The following is a 12,462-nucleotide window of genomic DNA, read 5'->3' as shown; positions in this document are numbered from 1 at the left end:
AATTCGTTTTTGATAAACACCTTGTAAAGTTTAAACAAATATCCCCCCTTTGTCTATATATATGAATAATATTATTATAAAATTTACAAATACAAAAAACCAAAGGAATAGTCCTTTGGTTTTTTACATTTTTTTATGTTGTTTAGAAATCTTCTTCCACTTATCACGCTCAGCTCTTGCGAGAATAGCATCTTGTTTTCTCATAAAATACGCCAATTCTCTTTGCAACTTTTTATAGCTTTGCAAACGATTTATCGTCATTAGCCCGTTATCAATTGCTTTATGCACTGCGCATCCTGGTTCATTCTCATGTTTACAATCTCGAAAGCGGCAAGTATTTGCAAGATCTTCAATATCAGAAAATGTAGTTTGAATTGCCGCGCTTCCTTCCCAAAGCTGAAGTTCCCTCATACCAGGAGTATCAATTACTAAACCGCCACTCGGTAATTGGAACAATTCACGGTGAGTTGTCGTATGTCTTCCTTTACTATCTTCTTCACGTATATCTCCGGTTTTTGCTACATCTGTTCCTATTAATGCATTTAACAAAGTAGATTTTCCTGCACCTGAAGATCCAACTAAAGCAACTGTTTTTCCTGGTGAGACAAATTGTTGTAATGATTCTATTCCGACGTACACTAAGCTATCAACAACAAATATAGGAACACCGATTGCTACCGCTTCAGTTTCTGCAATTTTCTGTTCCACATCTTCACATAAACTACTCTTCGTTAAAACAATAACAGGCATTGCACCGCTCTCATAAGCCACCAGCAAATAACGTTCCATCCTTCTTACGTTGAAATCATGGTTAAGTGCATTCACTAAAAATAGATAATCTACATTTGTTGCGATAATTTGTTCTTCAGTTCTGTTACCAGCTTCTTGTCTTGAAAAAGAACTTCTTCTCGGAAAAATACGGTGAATAATTGCCTTTTTCTCATTTTCTATTTTCTTTATATATACCCAATCCCCAACTGCCGGATAATCTCCCTTCGTTAACGCTTCATAACGAAACTTCCCAGACAGTTCCGCTACATATTCACCATCATTACAAATAATCCGATATATATGCTTATGCTCAAGTAAAATACGCCCTACTTCATAGTTCTCTACAGCTTGTTCTTCAAAAAAAGAATCCCATCCGAAAGATTCTAAAATATTTTGATCCAAATTGATATCCTCCCTAGTTTGAACTTAGTGGAAGGATTGTGCGCTCACTTATAGAGTATCGCCCTTTCCGTCCACCTTTGTATTTGGTTTATTATTCATATAAGTTAATTTCGCCATAATACATCACCCCGTTCTTATTTTAATTACTCTCATTATATGGAATATTGATTTAAAAAGCTACCTTATTTAACGTAATTTTCAAATAACTTATTTTTTAGCATTTTAATTTGTCCGCGATGACTAATTTCATCTTCTAGCACATGAAACCAAAGGTAGTGCTGATTATACGCTACGCCATTAGGCCACTTTCTTTCTGACATTAGCCATGTATCATCTACTTCACTCAAATACTTTAGCGACTCTTCTCGAACACTTTGCAAAAGTTGTACATAATACTGTATTTCATGACCATGAATCGTTCTCCCAACTTCCCCTAAATACAGTGCGTCTTCCCATATTTCTAATTCTTCTTTTGTAAAGTCACGATTTTGAAATGAAATAAGCTGATGGGCTTTTTCTATAGCTGCTATATGTTTTAATAAGGCGCCAATTGAATTCCCACCACTTGGCATAATTAAATCTAATTGTTCAACTGATAGCTCGTTTATTTCCTGGAATGTTACAGCCCTCGTATGTTCCAGCATGCTTACTAATTCCCCTATATTTTTTGTATAACCATCTACACTTCTTATTCGATAATCTATATTCATATCACGCACCCCTTTCTACATTCATATTAAGGAATAACCGCTTCATATAATATGACTGAAAAATATCAGATTTTTCTGTTAAAATTAAATTGAATACGGAATAAACCTAAACAAACTTTCTCAATATGCTTATATGAAATATTAAAAGGAATCAATATAAAATTATCGAATCTTATTCACTAAAAGGAGTGGATTCGATGGAAATGTATCAATGGCTAACCGCAGTTCTCGTTGGTGGCATTACTGGCTTCGTTTCCCATCTAATCAATAACCAAGGCAAGTTATTGCTTCCACGCCGTTTAAAAACTTTTTTTCATTTTGGATTTTTAACTGATATTTTTACAGGTAGCCTCGCCGCACTTCTTGGACTCGTTTTATTCGATGTCACCTTAATAAAAGAAATTATAAAAGTCTCCATTGTGACCGCTATTTCCGGTCAAACGTTTTTACTTCACCAAGCTCTTGGTGGTGAACAGGCTAAAAATACGCAAATTGGGAAAGCTGATGAGAAAATCCAAGAAATTGACAAACTATTACGACGTTAGTCTATACTTTCTCTAAAAATTATTGTTATAATAAAAAATAATTATTTTCTATTGCGTCGTTTGTCAGAAGAAAGGGTGTTTCGTATGACAAAAAAGAAAATAGAAGATTTCTTAACAAACACCGAAAAAGAGGAACTGCTAGAAAACTATAAATGTTTACGAGAAGCCCGCACAAAAAGCGAAGCTAACTATTTTGGTGAGGCAGTAGACCATCTATTAAATAAAGTAAAAAAACGAATTATTGAAGAAGCAGGAATACATGATGAAAATGCGGCAACAGTTCAATCTAAGCGAAAAGCACTGTTTTAGCTAAAACAGTGCTTTTTATTACGGCATTTTTCACATTACTTTCACATCTATTTCACAAATATAAGTATTCCTATATGTTAAACTAAGTATATCCTTTTCCAAGGAACTATATGCCGATATATAAATCCCTATCTCTTTAGGGATTTTTTATTTTTTTGGATTTCTCCGATTTATTTTTAAAGGCTTTATGATGCAATTCCTGTTTCACTATCTTCACTAAGCTTTTCACTTTTTCTAAACAAAAATAAAGCTCCTATATATAGTAACGCAGTAAAACTACCTACAAGTATAAAATTGTGAGATGCTGCAAATAACATTCCTGCTATTGCCGCTCCAATCATTTGGCCAATATACATAGAAGCATTAGCAAGAGCGGCTCCTGTTCCTCTTGCTATACTAGACATATTTTGTAAGCGCCCCATCATCAATACAAACAAAATTCCTGTCACAAAAAATAAAACAAAGAATAATAACTCCACAAATATAATGTTCTTTACATGAGGAAGTAATACATATAGCACAGCTGTAAATACAATTCCACCATAGAAAGAAAGGTTATAACCAATTTTATTTACGATTCTTGGGCCAAAAATATTCCCTGTTAAATTTCCTAACCCTAATACGAGCATAGCTGTTCCTATTTCATGGACTTGTAAGCCAAATTGAATGGAAAGCCATACACCAAAAAATGAAAATGCAGCAAAATTACCAGTTTGAAAAACAAAATATGCAAAATAAGAAAGTGAAACCTTTGAATCTGTAAGTAATTGTTTATAGCGCTTTAAGATGTTTGTTTTACTTCCACCTATATGAACCGGTTGTATTTCTGGTAATACTACATAAATAAGAACGACAAGTAGTGCTGATAATATACCAATGACGAAGAATGGTGTTGTATAATGTATCGTTGCTAAATATGCTCCAATTGGCAGGCCTAAAATTTGGGAGATTGATAACCCTGCTGTTGCAATTCCAATTGCTTTTACAATTTGCTTCTTCTCTATAAGGAGCGGAATAGATGCCCATACTTGTGGAGATACAAAAGCTGCACTTACACCTGCTAAAAATCTAAATATTAGCATCCATAAAAAACTCGGTGCCATTCCACACAAAAATGTACTTAATGCAAAAAAACTCATTCCTAATAATCTGTACCCTTTGTAAAGGACATTTTGAAAAAAGTTAGGCAACATCAAGGAGATGATTTCTGTATCCAACAGGAGTCATCTTTTTTAAATTCCATTGATATCTATAGTGATTATAGTACGTCATATATTTCTTAATCTCTTGTTTCAACTCAGTAAAAGACTCGCAAGGTTTTATATGTGCTTCATCTTTCAGATGACCAAAAAATGATTCCTGTGGAGCGTTATCCCAACAGTTTCCTCTTCTTGACATAGATTGTCCGAGCTTTAGCTTTTTGACTAATTTTTGGTAGGTAGGGCTTGTGTAGTGGGCTCCTTGATCTGAATGAATATATGCACCGTTAGTCAATCGAATCCTCTTATTCCGTTTTAGTTTATGAAGAGTTGTTGTTACGAGGTCTAATGTCATCTGTTCTGAAACATGGTAAGCTAAAATTTCATTGGTTGAGCTATCTAAAATTGTAGATAAATAAGCTCTTTTATTCTTACCATAAACTAAATAAGTGATATCTGTAAGAAGTGTTTTTCCTGGGGTGTTTTGTTTAAATTCTCGATTTAATTGATTCGGCACTACTCGATGTTCTTTTGAAGCTTTCAGCATTCTTTTATAAGGGTTTGCTTTCCGAATCGGACAGACAATCTCATATTTCTTCATGATTCTACGGATACGCTTTAAATTGTAGACAACTTGAAAATGACCCGCCAATGTCATTTTTATTTGACGAGCCCCTTTCTTTCGATTTCTAAATCGAAGTGCTTTTAATATGATTTCTTTCACGATTTCATCTTGATCGTTCTTTTGTTTCCGTTGTTCTTGAGATGAAATGGAAAAATAATTATAGTATCCCGAACGGGATACACCAGCTACTTTACACAAGTAACTCACCATATTTCTTAAGTTATATTTTATGATAACAGAACGAATCAGGATATATTTCTGACTAGGTGATAACGTTATTTCCTTCTCATCCTCCCTTCCATAAGTTTGATCTTTTTTAACAATTCATTTTCTGCCTTTAGTAAGTTCCGTTCGGCTTCTAAACGAGCATACTTCTCTTCTAACGTAAGCTCTCTCTCAAGAGTTCTTCCCGCGTTTTCGGTGCGTGTATCTCGTAAACCAAATACACCATTTTTTCTGTAAGCAGCACGCCATCTACTTCCTGATGACATAATTCGTTTCATTCCAATCATATCTATATCAAAACCACATTCTTCAAAAATATTTCGGGGTAGTTTTCCTTTCGCATTCTCCTCAATAAAAATACGCTTAAATTCATCTGTATAAGTGATACCTTTCTGACTTACAGATTTTATATATGGGTTATTTGATAGAATTTGAATGTCTCTTTCTGTAAATAGCTTTTTTGTCATTTTAAACCTTCTCCGATTCCAATTTTCTCTCATTATACAAGAAATACCCTATAGAATAGACTTTTTTTCAGTGTCTATTCTATAGGGTACATTTTATAATACCATCACTTTTTTTCTGTTTAAGCCATCTGATATAGGACCAGCGATAAGCGCAAATCCAGCGTATCCTAAAGCATATGAACTCACCATCCATCCTGATAATTCAGTTGATACATGATACACTTGTTGTAATGTCGGCAAAAGTGGTGAAATTAAGAAAGTATCTGTACCAATCATAAACATTATCGTAAAGAATACAGCTAGCACTCTTTTCATTTAAACCTTCTCCTTTTATATAAAAAGAGGGCCCTATCCCTCTTTTAAACTAATCTTCTAAAATAGATTCAATCTCTTTCATAACTTTTTCATTCAATGAAACATCCACTGCTCTTACACTTTCTCTTATTTGCTCCGCTCGTTTCCCACCAGGAATAACAGTATCAATTCCTTTTTTATTTAATAGCCACGCTAAAGCTAAATGTGATACTTCAAGATTCATTTCTTTAGCTAAATCTTTTAACATCTCAACTTTTTTAAAGTTATTTTTATATGTATTTTCTTCAAATAGATTTACACTTTGACGCCAATCGCCTTCGTTTAATTTAAAATCTTCTGTATATTTACCGCCTAGTATCCCAAAGGCAAGAGGCCCGTACGGAATAAATGAAATACCTGATTCTATACAATATGGCAAAAGTTCTTCCCCAGCAGCACGATCCAACATATTATATGGTGATTGTACAACATCTATATGTCCGTGCTGATTCGCTTCTTTTAGTTGCTCTACATTTACGTTAGATATTCCAATTGAACGAATTTTCCCTTCTTCTTTTAGGCGAGTAAGCTCTCCAATTGAATCTATGTAACTTGTTTCAGGATTTGTAAAATGTAAATAATATAAATCAATATAATCAGTTTGTAATCTTCTTAAGCTATTTTCCACAGCATTTCTTAAATAGCTTCGTTCATTATTAATATGAACCTCTCCATTTAATAACGGCTGAATTCCACCTTTTGTAGCAAGTACAAACTCGTGGCGTTTTCCTTTTAATACTTCTCCTACCAATTCCTCTGATCTACCGAAACCGTATGAATCTGCTGTATCAAAAAATGTAATCCCTTGCTGAATTGCTTCTTCTATTAATCTTTTTCCTTCTTCCTCATTCACATCAGCATATAAATTATGTCCCCCAACAGCGTTTGTTCCTAACCCCAACTTCGAAATATTTAGTCCTGCCTTTTGCAATTTTGTATACTTCATTTTTTATCCCCCTATATTTCTATTGTTCGATTATATTCGAACAATAGAAATATACCACTTTATATGTTTGCAAATATATTAACTTATACAAGCAGGTGAAAAAATGCGTACTCTCTATCATCCAAATCGAGAAGAAATTCAATTCTCTTCTGTCTTATATGCACTTAGCGATCAAATTCGTTTACAAATTGTAACTATGCTACTAGAGAAAAATGAACAATCTTGTGGTGCGTTAAACATTCCAATTGCGAAATCAACTTTATCTCACCATTTCAAAGTTTTACGTGAATCTGGTGTTATGTATACACGACTTGAGGGAACGCAACGTTTCATTTCAATTCGTGAAGAAGATTTAAATACTAGATTCCCTGGTTTATTAGATGTTGTAATACATGCGACAGAACCATACTAAAAAACATCTCATATAAATATGAGATGTTTTTTAGTAATTACTATTCTTTTAATAAATCTATTAATCCATTTCCTTCAGATGTACGTTCATACCCTAAAGGTACAGTCCTTTTTATAAGTTGCGCATATATTTCCGGCTCTGATAATTTTCTACCATACTCTCTCTCACACTGCTTTATGAGAAGTGCTAGCGCCCCAGCGACATGCGGCGTCGCCATTGAAGTACCACTTAATACCGCATATTTCCCCTCTGGATACGTAGACAGTATTTCATCACCCGGCGCTACTAAATCAATTTCTTGATTTGAATTACTAAAGCATGAAATTTTCCGCTCTAAATTAACAGCACCTACTTCAATTACTTCAGAATAAGCACCTGGAAAATCTAATTCTTCAGTATCATCGTTACAATCTCCATCATTTCCTGCAGCGCACACGACAAGTACGTCTTGTTTTACCGCATTTTGAATAGCTTCATGTAACTCTGGTACATCTTGCGGACCACCAAGTGACATTGAAATAATTCTCACTTTCTCTTTATTCGGTCCTCTCCAATTTACAGCATAATGAATGGCCTCAATAATTTGCTCATAACTTCCAGAACCATCTCCAGCTAATACTTTTAAAACTAACATTTTAGAAAGTGGTGCGACTCCTAGTACACCCACTCCATTTTCAGTCGCTGCAATTGTCCCCGCTACATGAGTACCATGCCCATTATTATCAAGATAAATATTGGGATTTCCTTCATAATCTTTTGTGAAATTTCTTCCACCAATAATACGATCTTTTAAATCTACATGATTTACATCACAACCTGTATCTAAAACAGCAACGACAATGTCTTTTCCTTTCGCACTCTTTTCCCATACTTGCGGAGCATGAATCAATTGTACACCTGGTGGAATTTCATTTACTTGTTCAACCACTTTATTTACAGTAAACGGAATTAATTTAATGCCTTTTTGTTTATTCGCTGTACTACTATTCATCGTAATCCCTCCTGAAAATATATTATTTTCATTTCAGACCACTATTGAATGCGTTTAGATTTAACATTCGTTTTATTCGTTCCATTTCCCTTCCTCTCAAATATTTCTCAATAAACAAAAGAAAAGGACCCATTATGGTCCTTTTCTTTTTCAGTTTTTCAAAAGAATAATATAAAGTGAAACTATAATCAGTGGGGGGGGTTCATCCCCCACTGATTATTAGCCCTCACCAATCGGGCTTTTACGGGCAGTTGATCTCCCACCCAACTTCTTTTCTTCAGCCGAGTTTTGAAGTGGGAGTTTTACTGCCCACAAATAGCTGGATAAATTAAGACTAAATCTTACTCTTGTTCAAAAACTGCTCAATTTCTTTTATTACATGTTTTGCGCCTTCTATACTAACAGTAATGTTTCCATTTGCTAATGAAATATTTTGGTCTGAAACATCACCTGTTATTTGACAAGCATTGTAAGGTTGATATTTTTGTAAAATGACTTTGTCTTCTTCTACAAAAATTTCAAGTGGTGATTTGATTTGTATTCCTAATACATCTCGTAATTCTTTAGGAATAACTATCCGTCCCAATTCATCTACTTTTCGAATAATTCCTGTTGCTTTCATGTTACTCCCCCCTTACTCTCTATTATTTTTTTCACCTCGCTATTTTCATTTTATCACTATATATTTGGTAATGCCTTACTCTTTTTAGAAAATATAGTACAAAAGTTAAAAAAACACATTTAACGAATATTCAATCTTTCTTTCAATTGTTTTAAATAACGCGATCTTATAATTAAGAAGTATACAACTTGAATACCTACGAAAATACTTAATACAATTGTATTTTCTTTAAACAGTGAGTACTCAAACATTTGTCCTAACGCAGTTAATGCTACTGCCCCGTGTAATGTTGCAACTCCAACTGGAACGAAGAATAAAAGCGCTAAGCGGATTGTGACTACTTTCGATAATTCCCCTCTCGTCAATCCAACTTTTCGAATCATTTCAAATAAACGAGTATCGTCCTCCAAATCTGAAAATAAACGGAAGTAAAGGAAGCTTCCTGCACAAACGAAAAATACAATACCAATAAAGAAACCTACAAATAAAATGGGTCCTGCGATTTGTAGACTTTGATTTTGATCGTACTCTTCTGCACTAAACGTTGAATGTTCTTCATAAGGCTTCATCTGAAGCGTAAGTTCCTTACCGACCTCAATTTCATCTTTCGCGGATTGTGTTTTATACATATAATCTTTTTCTTCTTTAAATCCATCTTGTAATGAATCATATTGATTTTTAGAGATTACATACACATTACCTCTTAGTATTTTACTTAATGAAGAAGTATTAACTTTTTTCACATTTAAAGGTTCATTCATATTTGGTAAAGTAATTTCTTTTCTTTCTTTCATCGGTGGTCCGGGTATTTCGACTGACAAAAATAAAGCCTCTTTATTTGATACACTATTAAATGGTTCTCCTGTTAACTTTGCATATTCTTTATAATCTAATTCTTTTATAAAAATGGCGCTTCTTAACGACTGCTCCTCCGTTTTCTTCGATGAAATATTTATTTTTGAAGCTGCTATATTATGTTTCTTTAATCCTTCTTCAATGATTTTCAGATGCTGTGACTCATTGCTATTACCTTGCTTAGACTGATAGTGAAACGCAATTGGTCTGTCCATAATTTCTTTCGTCATCGAAGCAAACCCAACCAATGTACCTATTGCTGAAAATGCTACAGTTGAAATAATCGTTACAATAAAGAACATCCTTGCATTATCTCTCATACGGTATGCTAAATCTGACAAAGTAATAATATTTGTCTGTGTCCAATAGAAACGTTTACTTTTTTTACATAATCGAATAATAAAGACACTCAACTGCTTGTACAGCAAATACGTACCAATAATTACTACCGTTGTAACAGGAATCATCATTATAAATACCATTGCACCATGTGACATAAGAGCTCCTGCATAACCAGCACTAAGCAATACTACTGCTAATATAGAAGAAATTATAGATGCCTTCGGTTCTGGCTTCGCCTCTGCTGATCCTCTAAACAATTTCATAATTTTATTTTTACGAACCATTCCTGCACTAAACAATGAAATGATCATAAATAATACGAAAAACATAATACTCGTTACAACAATCGCTTTCATCGGTATGTAATAGGATAAAGAGATATCTAGTTTTAATATCATCGGAGCTACAAATATTAATATTCCTGAAAACAACATACCTGAAAGAATCCCAAAAATTATTGCCCCTATTCCAATCATTATATTTTCAAAGAAGATAAGACGCTTTAATTGATATTTCGTCATACCTAGCATCATTAAAATTCCTAGTTCACGCTTTCTCGTTTTCAAAAACATTCCCATTGAATATAAAATAAAGAAGAATGTAAATAAGTAAATAATAGACTGCGCAAAAGACATACTTACGAATACGTACTGTCCTAATTCTCCAGCACTTAATGCCGGATGAAACGCAAAAAATGAATACACGAAAAAGGCCATAATTGCAAATGCACTACTCAAAAAATAAGCTGAGTATGTTCGTCTATTTCGCGTTACATTTCGAAATGCGAGTTCTCTAATGTTCATACTACTTCTCCGCCCTTCTACTAACTATACTTTTATATTAGTAAAGTTCGGAAATACCTTCCATCGATTCAAATGACAAAAACCTTACATTATTGAAAGGTTTTAAACAATTGCTTATATAAAACAGTTTCATTATAATGACTACATTCATACACGCATCCTATTGTATATTCGTTAGTTTTGCGAAATAATAAAGGATAGAAGTATGTACCAATATACATATAAACTTATTTACCGCTTTAATATGAATAGGAGGAAAACATAATGACATTACAAGAACAAATTATGAAAGCATTACATGTTCAGCCTGTAATTGATCCGAAAGTAGAAATTCGTAAACGAATTGATTTCTTAAAAGATTATTTAAAAACTACAGGTGCAAAAGGATTTGTACTCGGAATTAGCGGCGGACAAGACTCTACACTGGCAGGACGTTTAGCACAGCTTGCAGTCGAAGAAGTTCGTAATGAAGGTGGTAACGCAACGTTTATCTCCGTACGTCTTCCATACAAAGTACAAAAAGATGAAGATGATGCACAATTAGCATTACAATTTATTCAAGCTGATCAGTCTGTTGCTTTCGATATCGCTTCAACAGTTGATGCTTTCTCAAATCAATACGAAAACTTATTAGACGAATCATTAACAGATTTCAATAAAGGGAACGTTAAAGCGCGTATCCGTATGGTTACACAATACGCAATCGGCGGACAACAAGGGCTACTCGTTATCGGAACTGATCATGCTGCTGAAGCTGTAACAGGTTTCTTCACAAAATTCGGAGATGGCGGTGCAGATTTATTACCATTAACGGGATTAACGAAACGCCAAGGACGTGATTTATTACAAGAATTAGGTGCAGACGAGCGACTTTACTTAAAAATGCCAACAGCTGATTTATTAGATGAAAAACCAGGTCAAGCTGATGAAACAGAGCTAGGCATTACTTACGATCAATTAGATGACTATTTAGAAGGTAAATCCGTTCCAGCTGACGTTGCTGAAAAGATCGAGAAGCGTTACAAAGTGAGTGAACATAAAAGACAAGTACCAGCGTCAATGTTTGATGATTGGTGGAAATAGAACATAAAAAAGAAGCTAATCTCATTTAGCTTCTTTTTTATACGTTAACGATATACCCCTACTCTTTTCTCTAATAAATCCTGCAAGCAATCTTCATGTTGTTTATTAAACAATGGCGGCATTTTGTCTAAAGGGAAAAACTGCAAATCTAACGTTTCATCACCGTCTATTTTTGTATTCCCTCCAACGATTGAAAACTTAAAGAATATTACAATTGCCTGTGCCTGATCTCCATTCGGATATGCTTGAAAATATTTCGTATACACACCAATGAGCTCATCAATTTTCACATCATATCCTGTTTCTTCTTTTATTTCTCGAATCGCAGTTTCTGCCGCAGATTCCCCGATTTCCATTGCACCGCCTGGAAATCCCCAAGCATTAAAGTCTCCTCTTTTTTGCAGAAGCACTTCACCAAATTCATTAAATACACAACCTCCTGCAAAATTCAAAATAACATAATCATGCCCTATTTTTTCACGTAATTCCTTTATATAATTCGCCATCTGCTTCTCCTTTTTATCCATCTTCCATTATTCTTTTTTATCTTTTTCAAGCAATTCAATAATCCGATCTAACTTCTGATTCATATTAATCACATGTTGTTTTTTCATAGTGTCGTTTTGCAATAATCTTTTAATGAACAGAGTAAATGATACAAAAAACAAAACGATAAGTCCGATTACTAGACAAAAATATATCAATGCAAATATATTATTTTCGAACAAATTCATTCAGCTATCACATCCTCTATTTTCATTATTTTATCACATAATTCTAAATAGTCACTAGAATTATACT

13 protein-coding genes and 2 pseudogenes are annotated in these 12,462 nt (G+C 33.9%); 4 read left to right on the top strand and 11 right to left on the bottom strand.

Going from position 1 to position 12,462, the window contains the following annotated elements; all coding sequences use genetic code 11:
- Nucleotides 1-123: 123 nt before the first annotated feature.
- Together rsgA and QCI77_RS10080 are read right to left on the bottom strand one after the other, a co-directional pair.
- Complete coding sequence (gene rsgA / locus QCI77_RS10085; protein WP_353824855.1) at nt 124-1,173, bottom strand: ribosome small subunit-dependent GTPase A; 1,050 nt, start codon at nt 1,171-1,173, stop codon at nt 124-126.
- 182 nt (nt 1,174-1,355) lie between these two features.
- Nucleotides 1,356-1,883, bottom strand: coding sequence for a DinB family protein (locus tag QCI77_RS10080; RefSeq protein WP_002189339.1), 528 nt, complete (start codon nt 1,881-1,883; stop codon nt 1,356-1,358).
- A 197-nt stretch (nt 1,884-2,080) separates the two neighbouring features.
- On the opposite strand from QCI77_RS10080, the gene QCI77_RS10075 reads away from it, so the two are divergent.
- Both QCI77_RS10075 and QCI77_RS10070 read left to right on the top strand, forming a co-directional pair.
- A complete protein-coding gene (locus QCI77_RS10075; protein WP_000426320.1) occupies nt 2,081-2,428 on the top strand; it encodes a DUF4257 domain-containing protein in 348 nt (115 codons plus the stop codon).
- 84 nt (nt 2,429-2,512) lie between these two features.
- Nucleotides 2,513-2,737, top strand: coding sequence for a hypothetical protein (locus tag QCI77_RS10070; RefSeq protein WP_002012407.1), 225 nt, complete (start codon nt 2,513-2,515; stop codon nt 2,735-2,737).
- Between the two features lie 185 nt (nt 2,738-2,922).
- Here QCI77_RS10070 and QCI77_RS10065 read toward each other — a convergent pair.
- The 4 genes and pseudogenes from QCI77_RS10065 to QCI77_RS10050 form a co-directional block, all read right to left on the bottom strand.
- Nucleotides 2,923-3,882 (bottom strand): annotated as a pseudogene (locus tag QCI77_RS10065) (MFS transporter); the annotation flags it as partial.
- 37 nt (nt 3,883-3,919) lie between these two features.
- Nucleotides 3,920-5,253, bottom strand: a protein-coding gene (locus QCI77_RS10060; RefSeq protein WP_113770855.1) for an IS3 family transposase whose coding sequence is annotated in 2 segments (ribosomal slippage) — nt 3,920-4,866 and nt 4,866-5,253 — 1,335 coding nt in all. Because the reading frame shifts where the segments join, the coding sequence is not laid out codon by codon here.
- A gap of 99 nt (nt 5,254-5,352) precedes the next feature.
- Nucleotides 5,353-5,568, bottom strand: a pseudogene (locus QCI77_RS10055) (MFS transporter); the annotation flags it as partial.
- A 49-nt stretch (nt 5,569-5,617) separates the two neighbouring features.
- Entirely contained in the window at nt 5,618-6,553 is a 936-nt protein-coding gene (locus QCI77_RS10050) for an aldo/keto reductase (protein ID WP_063226473.1), read from the bottom strand.
- Between the two features lie 103 nt (nt 6,554-6,656).
- On the opposite strand from QCI77_RS10050, the gene QCI77_RS10045 reads away from it, so the two are divergent.
- Nucleotides 6,657-6,965, top strand: a complete 309-nt coding sequence (locus QCI77_RS10045) for an ArsR/SmtB family transcription factor (protein WP_353824854.1) — start codon at nt 6,657-6,659, stop codon at nt 6,963-6,965.
- 40 nt (nt 6,966-7,005) lie between these two features.
- On the opposite strand, the gene QCI77_RS10040 is transcribed toward QCI77_RS10045, so the two are convergent.
- The 3 genes from QCI77_RS10040 to QCI77_RS10030 form a co-directional block, all read right to left on the bottom strand.
- Nucleotides 7,006-7,956, bottom strand: a complete 951-nt coding sequence (locus tag QCI77_RS10040) for a serine protease (RefSeq protein WP_002012402.1) — start codon at nt 7,954-7,956, stop codon at nt 7,006-7,008.
- A gap of 334 nt (nt 7,957-8,290) precedes the next feature.
- Nucleotides 8,291-8,578 carry an AbrB/MazE/SpoVT family DNA-binding domain-containing protein gene (locus QCI77_RS10035; RefSeq protein WP_002012401.1) on the bottom strand — a complete coding sequence of 96 codons (288 nt, stop codon included), beginning with the start codon at nt 8,576-8,578 and terminating at the stop codon, nt 8,291-8,293.
- A gap of 119 nt (nt 8,579-8,697) precedes the next feature.
- Nucleotides 8,698-10,578: an FtsX-like permease family protein gene (locus QCI77_RS10030; RefSeq protein WP_353824853.1), complete on the bottom strand. Its 1,881-nt coding sequence runs from the start codon at nt 10,576-10,578 to the stop codon at nt 8,698-8,700.
- Between the two features lie 264 nt (nt 10,579-10,842).
- On the opposite strand from QCI77_RS10030, the gene nadE reads away from it, so the two are divergent.
- On the top strand, nt 10,843-11,661 hold the full coding sequence (gene nadE / locus QCI77_RS10025; protein ID WP_002031433.1) for an ammonia-dependent NAD(+) synthetase: 819 nt from the start codon (nt 10,843-10,845) through the stop codon (nt 11,659-11,661).
- Between the two features lie 44 nt (nt 11,662-11,705).
- Here the strand turns inward: nadE and QCI77_RS10020 are convergent, their stop codons facing one another.
- Entirely contained in the window at nt 11,706-12,167 is a 462-nt protein-coding gene (locus QCI77_RS10020) for an NUDIX hydrolase (RefSeq protein ID WP_002141378.1), read from the bottom strand.
- A 27-nt stretch (nt 12,168-12,194) separates the two neighbouring features.
- Nucleotides 12,195-12,395 carry a DUF4083 domain-containing protein gene (locus QCI77_RS10015; RefSeq protein WP_353824852.1) on the bottom strand — a complete coding sequence of 67 codons (201 nt, stop codon included), beginning with the start codon at nt 12,393-12,395 and terminating at the stop codon, nt 12,195-12,197.
- Nucleotides 12,396-12,462: the final 67 nt, after the last annotated feature.

The sequence above is a fragment of the Bacillus cereus group sp. MG9 genome, from assembly GCF_040459995.1.
Taxonomy (GTDB): domain Bacteria; phylum Bacillota; class Bacilli; order Bacillales; family Bacillaceae_G; genus Bacillus_A; species Bacillus_A mycoides.
The sequence above is the reverse complement of the archived record's forward strand: the minus strand, read 5'-3'. Positions and strand labels throughout refer to the sequence as shown.